General features: G+C 59.9%; 15 protein-coding genes and 1 pseudogene. 12 read left to right on the forward strand and 4 right to left on the reverse strand.

All coding sequences use genetic code 11. The features are described from left to right. Nucleotides 1-30: 30 nt before the first annotated feature. Nucleotides 31-1,584, reverse strand: coding sequence for a fumarate hydratase (locus B3F77_RS11535; protein ID WP_293605089.1), 1,554 nt, complete (start codon nucleotides 1,582-1,584; stop codon nucleotides 31-33). Nucleotides 1,585-1,702: 118 nt separating this feature from the next. On the opposite strand from B3F77_RS11535, the gene fumC reads away from it, so the two are divergent. The 3 genes from fumC (at nucleotide 1,703) to acs (ending at nucleotide 6,627) form a co-directional block, all read left to right on the forward strand. Then, nucleotides 1,703-3,115 carry a class II fumarate hydratase gene (gene fumC, locus B3F77_RS11540; protein WP_293605090.1) on the forward strand — a complete coding sequence of 471 codons (1,413 nt, stop codon included), beginning with the start codon at nucleotides 1,703-1,705 and terminating at the stop codon, nucleotides 3,113-3,115. Nucleotides 3,116-3,166: 51 nt separating this feature from the next. Beyond that, a complete protein-coding gene (gene nhaA, locus B3F77_RS11545; protein ID WP_293605091.1) occupies nucleotides 3,167-4,348 on the forward strand; it encodes a Na+/H+ antiporter NhaA in 1,182 nt (393 codons plus the stop codon). Between the two features lie 281 nt (nucleotides 4,349-4,629). Then, complete coding sequence (acs, locus tag B3F77_RS11550) at nucleotides 4,630-6,627, forward strand: acetate--CoA ligase (RefSeq protein WP_293605092.1); 1,998 nt, start codon at nucleotides 4,630-4,632, stop codon at nucleotides 6,625-6,627. A 129-nt stretch (nucleotides 6,628-6,756) separates the two neighbouring features. On the opposite strand, the gene B3F77_RS11555 is transcribed toward acs, so the two are convergent. Beyond that, nucleotides 6,757-7,071: a c-type cytochrome gene (locus tag B3F77_RS11555; protein WP_293605093.1), complete on the reverse strand. Its 315-nt coding sequence runs from the start codon at nucleotides 7,069-7,071 to the stop codon at nucleotides 6,757-6,759. A gap of 136 nt (nucleotides 7,072-7,207) precedes the next feature. Here B3F77_RS11555 and B3F77_RS11560 point away from each other — a divergent pair, with 136 nt between their 5' ends. Beyond that, nucleotides 7,208-7,450, forward strand: a complete 243-nt coding sequence (locus tag B3F77_RS11560) for a TIGR04438 family Trp-rich protein (RefSeq protein ID WP_293605094.1) — start codon at nucleotides 7,208-7,210, stop codon at nucleotides 7,448-7,450. 103 nt (nucleotides 7,451-7,553) lie between these two features. On the opposite strand, the gene ilvD is transcribed toward B3F77_RS11560, so the two are convergent. After that, the gene (gene ilvD / locus B3F77_RS11565) at nucleotides 7,554-9,248 is read right to left on the reverse strand and encodes a dihydroxy-acid dehydratase (RefSeq protein WP_293605095.1); all 1,695 of its coding nucleotides are present in this window, start codon (nucleotides 9,246-9,248) and stop codon (nucleotides 7,554-7,556) included. 98 nt (nucleotides 9,249-9,346) lie between these two features. On the opposite strand from ilvD, the gene B3F77_RS11570 reads away from it, so the two are divergent. The 4 genes and pseudogenes from B3F77_RS11570 to B3F77_RS11585 all read left to right on the forward strand — a co-directional run. Continuing rightward, entirely contained in the window at nucleotides 9,347-10,345 is a 999-nt protein-coding gene (locus tag B3F77_RS11570) for a LysR family transcriptional regulator (RefSeq protein WP_293605096.1), read from the forward strand. A 215-nt stretch (nucleotides 10,346-10,560) separates the two neighbouring features. After that, nucleotides 10,561-11,376 (forward strand): prolipoprotein diacylglyceryl transferase, encoded by an 816-nt coding sequence (gene lgt / locus B3F77_RS11575; RefSeq protein ID WP_293605097.1) that lies wholly within the window; start codon nucleotides 10,561-10,563, stop codon nucleotides 11,374-11,376. A 298-nt stretch (nucleotides 11,377-11,674) separates the two neighbouring features. Continuing rightward, the gene (locus B3F77_RS11580; protein ID WP_349678411.1) at nucleotides 11,675-12,265 is read left to right on the forward strand and encodes a malonyl-CoA decarboxylase domain-containing protein; all 591 of its coding nucleotides are present in this window, start codon (nucleotides 11,675-11,677) and stop codon (nucleotides 12,263-12,265) included. Then, nucleotides 12,210-12,385 (forward strand): annotated as a pseudogene (locus B3F77_RS11585) (prolipoprotein diacylglyceryl transferase family protein); the annotation flags it as partial. The gene B3F77_RS11580 and the pseudogene B3F77_RS11585, both read left to right, overlap by 56 nt. Before the next feature lie 25 nt (nucleotides 12,386-12,410). On the opposite strand, the gene B3F77_RS11590 reads toward B3F77_RS11585, so the two are convergent. Continuing rightward, a complete protein-coding gene (locus tag B3F77_RS11590) occupies nucleotides 12,411-13,142 on the reverse strand; it encodes a GntR family transcriptional regulator (protein ID WP_293605098.1) in 732 nt (243 codons plus the stop codon). 201 nt (nucleotides 13,143-13,343) lie between these two features. Between B3F77_RS11590 and dctP the strand changes: the two genes are divergently transcribed. The 4 genes from dctP to mdcA are packed head-to-tail and all read left to right on the forward strand — an operon-like array spanning nucleotide 13,344 to nucleotide 17,972. Then, nucleotides 13,344-14,366, forward strand: coding sequence for a TRAP transporter substrate-binding protein DctP (gene dctP, locus B3F77_RS11595; protein WP_293605099.1), 1,023 nt, complete (start codon nucleotides 13,344-13,346; stop codon nucleotides 14,364-14,366). Beyond that, the gene (locus tag B3F77_RS11600) at nucleotides 14,363-14,935 is read left to right on the forward strand and encodes a TRAP transporter small permease (RefSeq protein WP_293605100.1); all 573 of its coding nucleotides are present in this window, start codon (nucleotides 14,363-14,365) and stop codon (nucleotides 14,933-14,935) included. Before dctP ends, B3F77_RS11600 begins: the two co-directional genes overlap by 4 nt. Then, on the forward strand, nucleotides 14,932-16,293 hold the full coding sequence (locus tag B3F77_RS11605; RefSeq protein WP_293605101.1) for a TRAP transporter large permease: 1,362 nt from the start codon (nucleotides 14,932-14,934) through the stop codon (nucleotides 16,291-16,293). The genes B3F77_RS11600 and B3F77_RS11605 overlap by 4 nt, the downstream gene beginning before the upstream one ends. After that, a complete protein-coding gene (gene mdcA, locus B3F77_RS11610) occupies nucleotides 16,290-17,972 on the forward strand; it encodes a malonate decarboxylase subunit alpha (RefSeq protein WP_293605102.1) in 1,683 nt (560 codons plus the stop codon). The genes B3F77_RS11605 and mdcA overlap by 4 nt, the downstream gene beginning before the upstream one ends.

The following is a 17,972-nucleotide window of genomic DNA, read 5'->3' on the forward strand; positions in this document are numbered from 1 at the left end:
CGCAGGCTTTCAGGTTTTTCGGTGCACTTTTCAGGCACTGGTCACCGGAATGTTCTTGAACTCACCGGAGGCAATCTTTTTCTGCCACTCGGCCGGGCCGGTGATGTGCACACTGGTGCCGCCCGCATCCACCGCCACGGTGACCGGCATGTCCACCACGTCGAATTCGTAAATGGCTTCCATGCCCAGGTCGGCAAAGCCCACGACTTTGGCGTGCTTGATGGCTTTGGACACCAGATAAGCCGCACCGCCGACGGCCATCAGGTAGGCGCTCTGGTGTTTCTTGATGGCTTCAATCGCGACCGGGCCGCGCTCGGCTTTACCGATCATCGAGATCAGGCCGGTCTGGGCCAGCATCATTTCGGTGAAGCCGTCCATGCGGGTCGCCGTTGTCGGGCCGGCAGGTCCGACTGCTTCACCCTTGACGGGATCGACCGGGCCGACGTAATAGATCACCCGGTTGGTAAAATCGACCGGCAGCTTCTCGCCCTTGAGCAGCATGTCGGCAATGCGTTTGTGCGCCGCGTCACGGCCGGTCAGCATCTTGCCGTTGAGCAGCAGGGTGTCACCGGGCTTCCAGCTGGCGACTTCTTCCTTGGTCAAGGTATCGAGGTTGACCTTTTTGCTCTTGACGTAATCGGGCGTCCAGTTGACATTGGGCCAGAGGTCCAGGCTGGGCGGGGTCAGGTACACCGGGCCACTGCCGTCGAGCACAAAATGCGCGTGGCGCGTGGCGGCGCAGTTGGGAATCATGGCCACCGGTTTGCCGGCGGCGTGGGTCGGGTACATCTTGATCTTGACATCGAGCACGGTGGTGAGCCCGCCCAGGCCCTGCGCGCCAATGCCCAGCGCGTTGACCTTTTCGAACAACTCCAGGCGCAGCGCTTCGGTTTTTGTCAGCGGGTCGCCGGAAGAAGATTTGGCCTGCAATTCGTACATGTCCAGGTCGTCCATCAGGCTTTCCTTGGCCATCAGCACGGCTTTTTCCGCGGTGCCGCCAATGCCTATGCCCAGCATGCCGGGCGGGCACCAGCCTGCGCCCATGGTGGGCACGGTCTTGAGCACCCAGTCCACCACCGAGTCGCCGGGGTTGAGCATCGCCAGCTTGCTTTTGTTTTCGCTGCCGCCGCCTTTGGCCGCCACCGTGACGCGAATGGTGTTGCCGGGCACCAGCTCGGTGAAGATCACGGCAGGCGTATTGTCTTTGGTGTTTTTGCGCTCGAACTGCGGATCAGCAACAACCGACGCCCGCAAGGTATTGTCGGGGTGGGTGTAGCCCTGGCGCACGCCTTCGTTGATGGCGTCGTCCAGGCTGCCGGTAAAGCCTTCCCAGCGAACGTCCATCCCGACTTTCAAAAACACGTTGACGATGCCGGTGTCCTGGCAGATCGGGCGGTGGCCGGTGGCACTCATTTTGCTGTTGGTCAGGATTTGCGCAATCGCGTCCTTGGCCGCCGGGCTCTGCTCACGCTCATAGGCGCGCGCCAGGTGGGCGATGTAGTCGGCCGGGTGGTAGTAGCTGATGTACTGCAGGGCGGCGGCAATGGATTCGATGAGGTCGGCTTGCTTGATGGTTGTGGTCATGGTGCGTGATGAAAAAAGAGGTAAGGAGGGGAAGCGCGCTTATTTTCACGGCGGCCAAACTCTGCTACGGTAGCCGTCAGTCGTCTATTTTGACAGGTAACTCCGGCAGGTCCAGATCATGAAGACACGCATAGGCACACGTACAGAGCGCGACACCTTTGGCACTATCGAGGTTCCGGCTGACCGGCTGTGGGGCGCACAGACCCAGCGCTCCCTGCAGAACTTCGATATTTCGGGTGAACAGCAGCCGCGCGAACTGATTCATGCCCTGGCGGAGGTTAAACGCGCTTGCGCGATCGTCAACCACGCACTGGGCTTGCAGGACGAGAAAAAAACCAGCGCCATCGTTGCCGCGGCCGACGAAGTTATTGCGGGCCAGCACCCGGACGAGTTCCCGCTGGTGGTCTGGCAGACCGGGTCGGGCACGCAGACCAACATGAATGTCAATGAGGTGCTGGCCAACCGGGCCAGCGAACTGCTCGGCGGTGAGCGCGGTGAATGCCGGCTGGTGCACCCGAATGACGACGTGAACCGCAGCCAGTCGTCCAACGATGTGTTTCCTACAGCCATGCATGTGTCGGCCGTCGCGGCCATCACGCACAGGCTGCTGCCGGCCATGGCGAAGCTGCGCACCACGCTGGCGCAGAAGGCCACGGACTTTGAGGACATCGTCAAGATCGGCCGTACCCATTTGCAGGACGCCACGCCGCTGACGCTGGGCCAGGAGTTTTCTGGCTATGTGGCGCAACTGGAGCAGGGTGAAAAGCATGTGAGGGCTGCGTTGCCGCACCTCCACGAGTTGGCACTCGGCGGCACCGCAGTGGGAACCGGACTGAACGCCCCCAAGGGCTATGACGAACTGGTTGCGGCTGAACTGGCGCGCGTGACCGGCTTGCCCTTTGTGACAGCGCCGAACAAGTTCGAAGCCCTGGCCTCCTGTGATGCGTTGGTACATGCGCACGGGGCGCTCAAGACGCTGGCCGCCAGCCTGATGAAGATCGCCAACGACGTGCGCTGGCTCTCCAGTGGCCCGCGCAGCGGCATTGGCGAGTTGAGCATTCCGGAGAACGAGCCCGGTTCGTCCATCATGCCCGGCAAGGTCAACCCCACGCAGAACGAAGCGGTGACGATGCTGTGCTGCCAGGTGTTTGGCAACGACGTGGCCATCAACTTTGGCGGTGCCTCGGGCAACTTTGAACTGAATGTGTTCCGGCCCCTGATTGCCCACAACTTCCTGCAAAGCGTGCGCCTGCTGGCCGACGGGATGGTGAGCTTTAACGATCACTGCGCGGTGGGCATTGAGCCTAAGCGTGAGCGCATCGCGGAACTGGTCGGGCGATCGTTGATGCTGGTGACGGCGCTGAACCCGCACATCGGCTACGACAAGGCCGCGCAGATTGCGAAAACGGCGCACAAGGAAGGCAGCAGCTTGCGCGATGCCGCGCTGGCGTCTGGCTATGTGACGGGCGAACAATTTGACCGGTGGGTGGTGCCGGGCGATATGGTGGGCGCCAGAGCGGGCAAGGTATAGGCTCGCTAACGACTACACAAGATACCGCCAGGCGTCTGGGACAATAGTTCAATGCTTAAATTTGTTCACCGCACGTTTAATCAGTTCATCAATTCCCAGTCTCTCTCCGGCGTCGTTCTGGCGCTGGCCGCGGTGTTGGCACTGATTGTCAGCAACTCGCCCTGGAGCGAGGCTTACAGCCGCTTTGTGCAGTGGCCCGGCGAGTTGCGGGTGGGTCATGACTGGCTGGTGTTGTCAAAGTCGCTGCTGCATTGGGTCAATGACCTGTGGATGGCGGTATTTTTCTTCTTGGTAGGGCTTGAGATCAAGCGCGAAATGCTCGATGGCGAACTGGCCTCGCGCAGCCAGGCCTTGTTGCCTATTGGTGCGGCACTGGGCGGCATGGCGCTACCGGCACTCATTTATATGGGTATCAATGCCGGCGATGCAGTGGCATTGCGGGGATGGGCCATTCCTGCCGCTACCGACATTGCTTTTGCGCTGGGTATTCTGGTGCTGTTGGGCAGCCGCGTGCCGGTATCGCTCAAAGTGTTTTTAACCGCTGTGGCCATCATTGATGATCTCGGCGCCATCTTGATCATTGCGGTTTTCTACACAGAGGGTCTGTCGCTGTCCGCATTGATGGCGGCTGGTCTTGGTGTGCTCGTACTTGCCGCACTCAACCGGGCCAAAGTCATGGCCATCGGACCTTATGTGGCCGTGGGGCTGGTCATCTGGCTATGCGTTTACAAATCCGGGATACATGCCACGCTGGCAGGCGTGATTACCGCACTGGCCATTCCTTTGTCAGACGGCAGGGGCGGTTCGCCCCTGAGAAGGGCCGAGCATGCCTTGCATCCCTGGGTGGCCTTTGCCGTGTTGCCTATGTTTGCATTTGTGAACGCGGGAGTTTCACTGCAGGGTGTGACGGTGGCAACCTTGCTCCAGACCGTGCCGCTGGGCATCGCGGCGGGCTTGCTGCTGGGCAAGGTGATGGGCGTGTTTGGCGCGTCCTGGCTGCTGATACGCTTTGCCGGCGCGCGCTTGCCCGCCGAAGCCAGCTGGCATCAGTTTTTTGGCGTCTGCCTGGTCTGCGGTGTGGGTTTCACCATGAGCCTCTTCATAGGTGCGCTGGCGTTTGAGGGCCGGGCCGACGATTACCAGACACAGGTCAAGCTGGGGGTGCTGTGTGGCTCGCTGCTGTCGGGCGTGCTGGGGACCGTGATGCTGCTGCGCAGCGGGCGTAGCAACTGAAATGGCCGTTCAGTGATGGCCTTGACCCGCTTGACCTTTAGCACCGACGCATTCACATGGCCCAGCCACTCAGGCTGGGTCGGGGGCGAAAAATGGGAGCCTTTGAAAGAGTCTGGAAAGAGGGGGCTGTCATGACCAAAGAGTTTGAAATGCTGCAAAATCGTAGGCCACGCCATGCCTTAACCCATGTTTGGAAGCTGTAAGGTTCAAGGCAGTCAGTGGCCTGTAAGTGCGAGGCATGAAAGTATCAGCTATTCAATGACAAACAGGAGACAAAACCAATGACTATCCCTAGCTCTACCATCGAGTCCATGCTGGTTGAAAACCGCGTGTTCCCGCCCAGCGATGCCATGGTCAAAGCTGCCCGCATCTCGGGCATGGACGCTTACTATGCGCTGTGTTCGGAGGCCGAGAAGGACTTTGAAGGTTTCTGGGCTCGCCTTGCCCACGACAACCTGGTCTGGAACAAGCCTTTTACACAGACCCTGGATGAATCCAACGCGCCTTTTTACAAGTGGTTTGCGGATGGCGAACTCAATGCCTCAGCCAACTGCCTGGACAAACACATGGGCACCCCGGTAGAGAATAAGACGGCAGTCATTTTCGAGGCCGACGACGGTACGGTCACCAAAACCACATATAAGGAACTGCTGGACCGCGTAGGCCAGTTTGCCAATGCGCTCAAGGCCGAAGGCATCCAGAAGGGCGACCGGGTTCTGATTTACATGCCCATGACGCTCGAAGGCGTGATTGCCATGCAGGCTTGCGCGCGCATCGGCGTCACGCACAGCGTGGTGTTTGGCGGCTTCTCGGCCAAGGCGCTGCAAGAGCGCATCATTGATGCCGGTGCGGTGGCGGTCATCACAACCAATTACCAGATGCGCGGAGGCAAGGAATTGCCGCTCAAGGCCATCGTGGATGAAGGCCTGGCGCTGGGCGGCTGCGAGTCCATTAAAACCGTGTTGGTGTACCAGCGCACGGCCACCGCCTGCAACATGGTGGCGGGACGCGACAAAACCTTCACCGAGGCGCTGGCAGGCCATGGCACCGAGTGTGCGCCGGTGTCCGTGGGTGCTGAACACCCGCTGTTCGTTCTCTATACCTCGGGTTCCACCGGCAAGCCCAAGGGCGTGCAACATTCCACGGGCGGCTATCTGCTGTGGGCCAAGCTCACGATGGACTGGACCTTCGACCTCAAGCCTTCCGACGTGTTCTGGTGCACCGCCGACATAGGCTGGATTACGGGCCACACCTACGTGGCCTATGGCCCGCTGGCGGCAGGAGCCACACAGATCATCTTTGAAGGCGTTCCGACCTACCCCAACGCCGGGCGCTTCTGGCAGATGATCGAGCGCCACAAATGCTCCATTTTCTATACCGCGCCCACGGCCATCCGTTCCCTCATCAAGGCGGCGGAAGCTGACGAAAAAGTGCATCCGGCGCGCTCCGATCTCTCCAGCCTGCGCATCCTGGGATCGGTGGGTGAACCCATCAACCCCGAGGCCTGGATGTGGTACTACAAAAATATCGGTGGCGAGCGCTGCCCGATCGTGGACACCTTCTGGCAAACCGAGACGGGCGGCCACATGATCACCCCCTTGCCTGGTGCCACACCGCTGGTGCCGGGTTCATGCACGTTGCCGCTGCCTGGCATCATCGCTGCCATCGTCGACGAGACAGGTAAGGATCTGCCCAATGGGTCGGGCGGAATTCTGGTCGTCAAGCGGCCCTGGCCCGCGATGATTCGCACCATCTGGAACGATCCAGAGCGCTACAAGAAAAGTTATTTTCCTGAAGAAATGGGCGGCACGCTGTACCTGGCCGGCGATGGCGCGGTGCGTAGCGCCGATCGCGGTTACTTCCGCATCACCGGCCGCATTGACGACGTGCTGAACGTGTCAGGCCACCGCATGGGCACGATGGAGATCGAGTCGGCGCTTGCCGCCAAAACCGATCTTGTGGCCGAAGCGGCCGTGGTGGGCCGCCCCGACGACCTGACCGGCGAGGCGATCTGTGCCTTCGTGGTGCTCAAGCGCCCGCTGCCGTCCGGCGACGAGGCCAAGCAGATTGCCAAGGAACTGCGTGACTGGGTGGCCAAGGAGATTGGTCCGATCGCCAAGCCCAAGGACATCCGCTTCGGCGAGAATCTGCCAAAGACCCGTTCCGGCAAGATCATGCGTCGCCTGCTGCGTTCGATTGCCAAGGGTGAGACGGTGACACAGGATACCTCCACGCTAGAAAACCCGGCGATTCTGGACCAGTTGGGCCAGGCCTACTGAGAGGGGAAGCACTCGCTGGGTGCTATCGAAGTCATAGCTGCTTCCGCCCGTCATGTAAGGGCTGGAGCAGAAAAATACCATTAAAAAAGCCCGCTGAGTGAGCGGGCCTTTTGCTTTGGGGCGGGCTGATTATTTCAGCGTCAGGACCCAAGCCACCAGTTTCTTGGCTTCGTCAGGGCTGACCTGGGTATTGGCAGGCATGGGCACGGGGCCCCAGACGCCGGAGCCACCCTTCATGACTTTGGCGGCGAGCTTGTCGGCAGCGTCTTTCTGGCCAGCGTATTTGGCGGCAACATCTTTGTACGCGGGCCCCACCAGTTTTCTGTCGATTGCATGACAAGCCATGCAGTTTTTGGCCGTGGCCAACTGCAGGTCAGCCAAGGCAGGCGTTGACACTGCAAAACCTGCAGCCACGGAAGCGATGGCCAAAAGAATATGTTTCATGAGTTGTCCTCGTGTAGGGGTATGGATTCGGTTACAGTGAATTAACGTCATTGTAGGGACGCTGGTTGACCTTCTTTTCAAGGGGGGCAACATCAGCGGAGCAACCTGCTCTGGCCAAAATCTTCAGGAGTTACCTATGTATTTTTTATTGATTGGCATCGTCGTCCTGACCCTGAAATACTTGGAGATTGGCCCGGTGGCCACCTTGAGTTGGTGGATCGTATTGCTACCTTTTGCACTCGCGGTGGCTTGGTGGGCCTGGGCTGATGCCTCGGGTTATACCAAGCAGAAGGAAATCGACAAGATGGCCAAGCGCAAACAGCACCGCATTGACAAACAGCGCGATGCCATGGGCATGCGGCTTAAAAAAAGAAAATAAAAGTTCAAGTTTAGCGGCCCGCCTGAAGCAGTCCTGATATCAAAGTAAAGAGCCCGTGAAGTCTGTGATTCACGGGCTCTTTGTATTTACAAATCAGCAGGTATCAATAGTCGTCGAGCACTGCACCTTTGCTGGCACTGGACGCGTTGAAGGCAAACTTGGCCTGCACGCCGCGGGTGTAACGCGGTGCCGGTGCCTTCCAGCCGACTTTGCGGCTTTCCAGTTCGGCGTCGCTGATGTTCAGTTGCAGCAGAAGCTGACGAGCATCAATCGTGATGGAGTCGCCCTCGTTGATAAACGCGATGTTGCCGCCGGCAGCGGCTTCGGGCGCTACGTGACCGACCACCATGCCCCAGGTGCCGCCCGAGAAGCGCCCGTCGGTGATCAGGCCGACACTTTCGCCCAGGCCCGCGCCAATCAGCGCACCCGTGGGCGCCAGCATTTCTGGCATGCCGGGGCCGCCTTTGGGGCCGAGGTAACGCAAGACCATCACGTCACCGGCCTTGATTTTTCCGGCCAGGATGGCTGCGAGTCCAGACTGCTCATCATCAAACACGCGGGCCGGACCCGTCATGACGGGGTTTTTCAGTCCGGTGATTTTGGCCACGCAACCTTCAGGCGACAGATTGCCCTTGAGGATGGCGAGGTGGCCCTGTGCATACATCGGGTTGCTGATGGGGCGGATCACGTCCTGGTCGGCACGCGGTACATCGGGCACGTCCTTGAGCACCTCCGCGATGGTCTGCCCGGAAATCGTCAGGCAGTCGCCGTGTAGCAGGCCGGCTGTCAGCAGCGTCTTCATGACTTGCGGGATGCCGCCTGCGCGATGCAAGTCCACGGCCAGGTATTTGCCGGAAGGTTTCAGGTTGCACAGCACCGGTGTTTTCTGGCGGACGCGCTCGAAGTCGTCAATCGTCCATTCCACGCCGGCGGCATGCGCAATGGCCAGGAAGTGCAGCACGGCGTTGGTCGAACCGCCGGTGGCCATGATCACGGCCACGGCGTTTTCAATGGCTTTCTTGGTGACGATATCGCGCGGCTTGATGTCTTTCTTGATTGCTTCGACCAGGACCTTGGCGGATTCTTTGGCCGAGTTCATTTTCTCGTCGTGTGGATTGGCCATGGTACTGGAGTAGGGCAGGGAGATGCCCAGTGCCTCAAAGGCGGACGACATCGTGTTGGCGGTGTACATGCCGCCACACGAGCCGGGGCCGGGGACGGCGCGACGCTCAATTTGCAGCATATCTTCATCGCTCATGCGGCCGGCGGCGTTTTCGCCCACGGCTTCAAACACGCTCACGATGTTGAGGTCTTGGCCTTTGTAATGGCCGGGCAGGATGGTGCCGCCATAGACGTAGATGGCAGGCACATTGGCGCGCAGCATGCCCATCAGTCCGCCCGGCATGTTTTTGTCGCAGCCGCCGATCACCAGCACGCCGTCCATCCACTGGCCCTGCACGCAGGTCTCAATACAGTCGGAAATGACCTCGCGTGACACCAACGAATACTTCATGCCTTCGGTGCCCATAGACATGCCATCCGAGATGGTGGGCGTGCCAAACACCTGCGCGTTGCCACCGGCTTCTTCAATCGCGGCAATGGCTGCGTCAGCGAGCTTTTGCAGGCCGCTGTTGCAAGGCGTGATGGTGCTGTGGCCGTTGGCCACGCCGATCATCGGCTTCTTGAAGTCCTCTGCCTCGTAGCCCATGGCGTAGTACATGGAGCGGTTGGGCGCGCGCGATTTGCCTTCGGTGATGTTTTTGCTGCGGGGATTGAGCTGGATAGTTTTTGTTTCCATGGGGTGTCTCGTGAGGATTTTTATCGGAAAGCCAAGTATGCGTGCTTTGACTAATTCTTTCAAATCCATTGTTTATGTTGTATTAATATGTATGGCGTATGAATAATCTCGTCACCATCACTGATTCCCGTAAACCGCCTTTGATTGAGCTTCGCCTGTGGCGCCAGTTCGTGACCGTGGCCGAGGAACTCCATTTCAGCCGTGCGGCCCGGCGCCTGAACATGACACAGCCGCCCTTGACCCAAGCCATTGCGCAGCTTGAGACCACGCTGGGCCTCAAGCTTTTTGACCGCACCAAGCGCAGCGTTCAGCTCACTGCGGCGGGTGCTGCTTTGTTGCCTGAGGCGCGCGACCTGCTGGCGCGTGCCCAGGCCTTGCCCGCTTATGCGCGCGCCAGTGCCGACGGCGAAGCGGGGCGCTTGCGGCTTGCCTTTGTTTCCACGGTCGGGTTTGATTTGCTGCCGCGCTGGGTCCGGGCCTTCCGTGAGCAGCACCCCAAGGTGCAACTGGAGCTGATTGAAGCGACCGGCGATGTCCAGCTTCAGGCGTTGGAGCGCGGCGAAATCGACGCCGGTTTCATCCTGCATTCGCCTGGATTTGCGCCGCCTGGCCTGGCGTTCCAGCGCATCGCCCGAGAATCCTTGGTGGTGGCGATGCCTGAGCAAAGCGAGCTCGCGGGCAAAGACAGACTCACGCTCAAGGAACTGCTGGAGCAGCCCCTGGTGATTTTCCCGCGGCGCATCCTGCCTTCGCTCTATGATGCGATTTTTACGATGTACCACGCCGCCGGGCAATTGCCGCGCGTGGCACAGGAAGCCATCCAGATGCAAACCATCGTGAATCTGGTATCCGCTGGCCTCGGTGTTGCGTGGGTGCCTGAAAGTGTGCGGCAGTTCCAGCGGGCGGGTGTGGTTTACCGCAGCGTGTCTGCCGGAAAACCGCCGGAAAGAGCTGTGGGTAGAGCCGTTAGTGCCCAGAACGCTCAGGCTGCCCAAAGTGAGGTCCCTGAATGTGAGACCAGCCTGGTCTGGTCCAGCGCGAACGTGAACCCGGTGCTGTCGCGCTTTGTTGCGTTTATCGGCCAAGCGCCCAATTGAAGGCTTTGTCTCACCCACAACTCGTGTAGGGGCCACAGACCGACCGCCGGGCCACCCCAAAGCCGTAGGGGCAATGCAGTACGCGAAGTGAAAAGCGTGGGAGCCATCGAACGCAGCGCCGGGCCGCCCCAAGCAAGTTCAGCCCCCTCGGGGGGCAGCGCATTACACGAAGTGAAAAGCGTGGGGGCCATATCACTTGCGTGCAAAATACCCCCATGCTCGTTTATCCGCAAATCAACCCCATCGCGCTTCAGCTTGGCCCGATCGCCATTCACTGGTACGGCCTGACCTACTTGGCGGCCTTCGGCCTGTTCTTTTTTCTGGCCACCCGGCGTCTGCGGCATGAACCGTATGCGTCCATCACCGGCCCCGGAGCCTGGTCACGCAAGGACATTGAAGACATCCTATTTATGGGGGTCATGGGTGTGGTGATCGGCGGGCGACTGGGCTATTGCCTTTTCTACAAGCCCGGGTACTACGCCTCCCATCCATTGGAGATTCTGGCGGTCTGGCAGGGCGGCATGAGCTTTCATGGCGGCATGCTGGGAGTGCTGGCTTCGCAGCTGTGGTTTGCGCGCTCGCGCCAGCGGCCCTGGCTGCAAGTCATGGACTTTATTGCGCCTTGCGTGCCCACGGGGCTGGCCGCAGGAAGGGTGGGCAACTTCATCAATGGTGAGCTGTGGGGACGTTTCAGCGACCCCGATCTTCCGTGGGGCATGGTATTTAAGAACAGCGGCTCCATGCTGCCGCGCCACCCGTCGCAGGTCTACCAGTTTTTGATGGAAGGCCTGCTGCTGTTTGTGCTGCTGTGGCTGTACGCCCGCAAACCGCGCAAGATGGGGCAGGTCTCAGGGGCCTTCCTGGTGGGCTATGGCGTATTCCGTTTCATCGCCGAGTTTTTCCGTGAGCCCGACGACTTTCTCGGCATCCTCGCCCTGGGTCTGAGCATGGGCCAGTGGCTGTGCGTGCCCATGATCGCCGCGGGCATCTGGCTCTGGGTTTGGTCTACAAAACGCGGAATTCCCTTATAAAAAGGACATAAACAGCTATTTATTTGATCGCTAATCGGCTCGCGCCCGATGGCCCGTTCTGGAGCTCCGGACGGAAGGTACGCGGGGTTTTACCTGTGGTTTTATGGTGCAGTCCGCTTGATTTCGGATTTCCTGCTCTTCATAATTACACGTAATTATTTGAAATTACCGCAGCGATGGGGTCTGTGTAGCTTGGGCTGATAGAAGGGCGGTAGGTAGAGGGCTAGTCAGACGTTCCTTGGCCCCGGAAAAGGCGGCCTTGCGCGGTGCGCGCTTTGGCGATTCGCTGATCAAGCGCGTGGTTGAAACGCTCAAGGAAGAGTTTCCAAAGCTCAAGACATTTGCCACGCTTTCGCCGATTCCGGGATTTCGGAGTTGGCTGGGCAAGAATGCGGCCGCCATGCTTTCGACACTGGGCGACAAGGAGCGCTCAGCGCTGGGTCGCGCCATCGGTGTTGAGCCGCCCACAGCAGGACCCTTGCTGTCTGCCGCCGAAGACGCGCTGGCCTTGCCTGAGAAATCGCCTGTCCGCCTGATGCTGCTGCAATGTGCAGCGCATTACCTGGGTCAGGTACTGCAAGAGGGCAAGCCCATCGACCCGGTGGCGCGCTTTCATCTGGGCAACGGCGCTCGCATTGAGCGGATCAACTGGGCTGGCGACCCTTCACCCAAAGGGCTCAAACAGTCTTACGGCTTGATGGTGAATTACCTTTACAACTTGAAGCGCCTGGACAAGCACCGCGCCTTGCTTGCCGGGGGAAAATCCCCGCATCGGCCAGCATTGAAGATTTGTATATTTGATCTGTACTTAGAACTTGTCCGGCCTCAGGACCTTCCTTGTGGGCTATGGTGTGTTCCGTTTCATCGCCGAGTTTTCCCCCGAGCCTGACGACTTTCTCGAGGTCTTCGCCTTGGGCATGAGCATGGGCCAATGTTTGAGTGTGCCCATGATTTTTGGGGGGCGGGACTGTGGTGGTGGTTCGGGAAAATCACGGCACGTTGTCCCTGAACAAGCCAACGGAATAGTTGGCTCTTTATGTGGTCAGTGCATCTTTGGTTTTTGGTGCCAGATTCCGCGGCGCGGATGGTACGAGCTGCAATGCGTTGATCTGCGCTAATTCCATTTGCGCCAAGCCTGCGAGCAGGTCAGTAAAGCGCTCCCCCTGCACCACGACATGCCCCCGTATTGTGGCGGCAGCTCGTTCTTCATCATTCTCACGAAGGGCGTCGAGAATGGTTTGATGCTCATCGAATGATTTTTTTAGGCGATTATGGACCCGCAGTTGCAGCCGCCGGTAAGGCCTGAGCTTGCGTTGGAGCGCAAACGCCTGCTCGCTTAAGTAGGTGTTGTGTCCGGCCAGGTAAATTTTGTGGTGGAAGTCTTCATTGGCATAGAAGTAGGCGTCAGGGTCGCTGCTTGCCGCTGCGTTGCGGCACTGTTCATGGGCTGACTCCAATGCCAGCAGCTCTGCTTCGGTTATCCGCCGCGCGGCCAGCCGCGCACACATGGACTCAAGTTCCCCCATCACCTCAAACATTTCGATCAAACGCTGTGGTGTGACCCGCGCCACCACCGCACCGCGCCGGGGGCGTATTTCCAGCAGACCTTCACCAGCCAGCAGACTGATTGCTTCGCGGATCGGGGTTCTTGATACGTTGAACCGATTAGCGAGATCGGTCTCGTCAAGATGCGCGCCGGGCATCAAGAGGCCGGTGGCAATCTCTTCCTCAATGGCTTCGCGTAAATACTCTGATAACTTGCTCATGCAATTATTCTATATGTCTGATGTATGCCTTAACGATCTCATCTGTATTTTCTAGGGTATTCACCTAATACATAGACTATATGTCTGTATACATAATTCAGTCAAATCCAATTTTTTGCGATTTTTTTATAATTTTTATTCCCTACTTTTCGAATAGAGGCGGTGAAAAATTGCCCATCCATTTCAACCAAGGAGACAACAATGACTTTGACAAGACGAAATTTCATCGGTTCTGTGGGCGGTGCCGCTCTCGGTGGGCTGGCGGATGGGGCTTGGGCCCAAGCCGGAGGGGGATTGAAAATCTCCCACCAGTTTCCCGGTGGATCCCTGACAGAGGGCGACTTTCGTGATCGGCTGTGCCGGCGGTTTGCAGTCGAGGTCGAAAAGAGAACGGGTGGGGCACTTAAGGGCTCTGTCTACCCTGGTTCATCGCTGATGAAGACGAACGCCCAGTTCTCGTCGATGCGTAAAGGCGCGCTCGACATGAGTCTGGTGCCGCTGTCGTATGCTGGCGGCGAGGTGGCCGAGACTAACATCGGCCTGATGCCTGCGCTGGTGCCGAGCTATGAGCAAGGCGCGGCCTGGAAGACCGCCGAGGTTGGAAAACTGCTTGCCAAGGTGCTCGACGACAAGGATGTGATCATCGTCAGCTGGGTCTGGCAGGCCGGCGGGGTGGCCAGCCGGTCCAGGCCGCTGGTGACGCCCAACGATGCCAAGGGCCTGAAGGTGCGCGGTGGCAGCCGCGAGATGGACATGATGCTCAAGCAAGCCGGCGCTTCGGTTATCACGCTGCCCTCGAACGAGATTTACGCCGCGATGCAGACCGGTGCGATGGAAGCAGCGATGACCTCAAGCACCAGCTTCATCTCGTTCAAGCTCGAAGAGATCGCCAAGCACCTGACCTCCGGTCGCAACAGGACCTACTGGTTCATGTTCGAGCCGCTGATGATCTCGAAAGAGGTGTTCGGCAAGCTGCCCAAGGCCCAGCAGGATGTGGTCATGGCGGTGGGTGCCGAACTCGAAGTCTTCGCCCGCGACGCCGCCCGCGCGGACGATCAGGCTGTTGTCGACATCTACGCGAAGGCAGGCGCCAAGGTCTATGACATGGACGAGGCCACGCTTAAGAAATGGCAGGTCATCGCGCGCGAGACGGCGTGGAAAGACTTCGGCGGGAAAAGCGAGTCCTGCGCTGCGCTGCTGAAAGCCGCACAAAAACTGCTATGACCCATGGTATTGAAATCGGGTCTGCCATAGTTGGCATTGATCCCGACACGCCGAGGCTACTGCAACCGCTGGCCCGCGTGCTGCTGCGGGTCAATCAGGCCTTGGTCACGCTGGGCATGATCGCGTTGCTCGTGGCCTCGGTCGTGCTAACTTACAGCGTGATTTCACGCTACGTGATGAAAGCCTCCACTGACTGGCAGGACGAAGCGGCGGTATTCTGCCTCGTCGGCGCCACCTTTCTGTGCAGCGCGTTCGTGCAGGCGTTGCGTGGCCATGTGGCCATCGAAGCCGTCGCGGGCATGCTGCCGAGGTCGCTGAACCGGCTGCGCCTCATGCTCGTTGACCTGTTGGGCGTGATGTTCTGCACCTTCTTCGCGTGGAAGTCATGGACGCTATTCCACGAGGCTTGGGCCGAGCACCAAACCACCTCGTCCTCGTGGGCGCCACCCCTATGGATTCCATATGGGTTCATGGCGGCGGGCATGACGCTGCTTAGCCTGCAGCTATTCGTGCAACTCAGTGCCCGCGTCAATGCGCTCACGAAGAAGCCCGTGGGAGTCACCGAATGACCATGCTCACACTTGGCCTGATGTTTGGGGCGGTGACGTTGATCTTCATGTTCTCGGGTGCGCCGATCTCCTTCGCGCTGGGCAGCGTGGCGGTGCTCTTCATGTACCTGTTCATGCCGGCTTCGGCGCTCAACACCGTTACGCAAAATGTGTACGAGGAGATGGCAAGCATCACGCTGCTGTCGATTCCACTCTTCATCCTGAAGGGAGCAGCGATCGGCAGGTCGCGCGCGGGTCAGGACCTTTACGCGGCGATGCACGTGTGGATGGGCCGCATCCCCGGCGGTCTGGGCATTGCCAATGTGTTTGCCTGCGCCCTGTTCGCGGCCATGGCTGGCTCCAGCCCGGCCACCTGCTCGGCCATCGGCAGCGCCGGCATCCCGGAAATGCGCAAGCGCGGCTACTCGCCGGGCTTTGCCGCCGGCATCATCGCCGCGGGAGGCACGCTGGGCATCCTGCTGCCGCCGTCGATCACGATGATTCTCTATGCGGTCGCAGCCGAGCAGTCACTCGGGCGGCTATTCCTTGCCGGCATCTTTCCCGGCGTGCTGCTGGTGATGTTGTTCGCTGGTTATGCGGTTCTGCGCTATCGCAAGGAATACAAGCTCGCCGAGGCCGAGTACAAGCGGTCGGGCACGGCTTCGGCGCTGCTGGCAAACGAAACCTTCACGACCCGCCAGAAGTTTGAGATGCTGCCGCGCGTTGTGCCTTTCGTGCTGCTGCTGATCGGCGTGATGGTCGCGCTATACGGCGGCTTTGCCACGCCGTCCGAGACCGCTGGACTGGGTGCCCTGCTCGCATTGGCGTTGATTGCGTTGATCTATGGCGTGTGGCGTCCGAAAGATGTGGCGCCCATCCTCACCTCGACGTTGAGAGAGTCGACCATGCTGATGATGATCATCGGCATGTCGCTGCTTTTCTCGTACGTGATGAGCTATCTGCACATCAGCCAGTCCACTGCGGAATGGGTCGTCGGCATGCACCTGTCAAAGTGGTTCCTGCTCGCAACGATTCTGGTGATGGTTATGCTGCTCGGCTTCTTCCTGCCGCCGGTCAGTATCATCCTCATGACGGCGCCCATCATCCTGCCGCCGCTCAAGGCCGCGGGCTTCGACCTGATCTGGTTCGGCGTGCTGATGACGATCGTGATGGAGACCGGTCTAATCCATCCGCCAGTGGGTTTGAACCTCTTCGTCATCAAGAACATCGCACCTGACATTTCCCTCAACGACATCATCTGGGGTGTGCTGCCCTTTGTGGGTTTGATGCTGCTGGCGGTGGTGCTGATCTGCGTGTTTCCCGGCATTGCCACCGCGCTACCGGACGCGGTGATGGGCGCGGTCGCTGTCAGGCCATGAACGCCCACGCCGAGCCACGTGCCTGGAATACCCGGGCTGCCAACCGCACGCAACGTCTGGCGCGGGTGGCCGGCGCACTTGGCCCGGCGCTACAGGGTAAGAGCGTGGCCAGCGAACACGCAGTCGCGCTGCTCAATGCGGTGCTCGAACCCTTCGACCGCGTCTGCCTGGAGGGCAACAACCAGAAGCAGGCCGATTTCCTGGCACGGGCGCTGGTGCAGGTGGACCCGCAACAGATACACGACCTGCACATGGTGCAGTCGGTGCTCGCATTGCCCGAGCACCTTGACGTGTTCGAGAACGGTATCGCATCCAAGCTTGACTTCTCGTTTTCCGGCCCGCAAGCGTCGCGCCTGGCGCAATTGGTGTCTCAAGGCCGCCTGCAGATTGGCGCAATCCACACCTACCTCGAACTCTTCGGCCGCTACTTCATGGACCTGACACCCCGGGTCTCGTTGATCGCCGCGCATGCGGCCGATGCCCAGGGCAACCTCTACACCGGGCCGAACACCGAAGACACGCCCGCCATCGTCGAGGCCACGGCGTTCAGCGGCGGCATTGTGATCGCGCAAGTCAACGAGATCGTCGACAAGGTGCCGCGCGTCGATGTGCCGGCCGGCTGGGTCGACTACGTCATCCTCGCGCCCACGCCCAACGTCATCGAGCCGCTGTTCACACGCGACCCGGCGCAGATATCCGAGATCCAGGTGCTGATGGCGATGATGGCGATCAAAGGTATCTACGCCGAATATGGCGTGCAGCGTTTGAACCATGGCATCGGCTTCGACACCGCGGCCATCGAACTGCTGCTGCCTACCTACGGCGAATCGTTGGGCCTGCGCGGCAAGATATGCAAGCATTGGGCGCTGAACCCGCACCCGGCGCTGATTCCCGCCATCGAAGCGGGCTGGGTCGAATCGATCCACTCGTTCGGCTCCGAACTAGGCATGGAAAACTATATTCGTGCCCGCTCTGATGTATTTTTCATCGGCGCCGATGGAAGCCTGCGCAGCAACCGTGCGTTCTGCCAGGCGGCGGGCCACTATGCCTGCGACCTGTTCATCGGATCCACCTTGCAGATCGATCTCGCGGGTAACAGCTCCACCGCCACGCTGGGCCGCATCGCCGGCTTCGGCGGTGCACCCAACATGGGCGCTGATGCGCGCGGCCGGCGCCACACCAGCCCGGCGTGGCTGAAGGCTGGGCGCGAGGCCCGCACCGGGCTGTCCGGTGCACGCGGCACGCCGCGTGGGCAGAAGCTCGTGGTGCAGATGGTCGAGACCTTTCGCGAGCACATGCAGCCAGCTTTCGTCGAGACGCTCGATGCCTGGCAGCTTGCCGATCAGTCCGGCATGGCCTTGCCGCCCATCATGATCTACGGCGAGGATGTGACCCACATCCTTACCGAAGAGGGCATTGCGAATCTGTTGCTGTGCCGTAGCGATGAAGAACGCGAGCAGGCAATCCGCGGTGTGGCGGGCTTTACGGTTGTGGGTCTGGCTCGTGATCGCCGCATGGTCGAGAATTTGCGGGATAGAGGCGTGATCCGCCGTCCCGAAGACATTGGTATCGACCCGCGCAGCGCTACACGGAACCTGTTGGCAGCACGCTCCATGCGCGATTTGGTCCGCGCATCGGGCGGACTGTACCAGCCGCCCAAGCGTTTCAGAAACTGGTGA

This window comes from Polaromonas sp. UBA4122, from assembly GCA_002381615.1.
Taxonomy (GTDB): Bacteria; Pseudomonadota; Gammaproteobacteria; order Burkholderiales; family Burkholderiaceae_C; genus Polaromonas.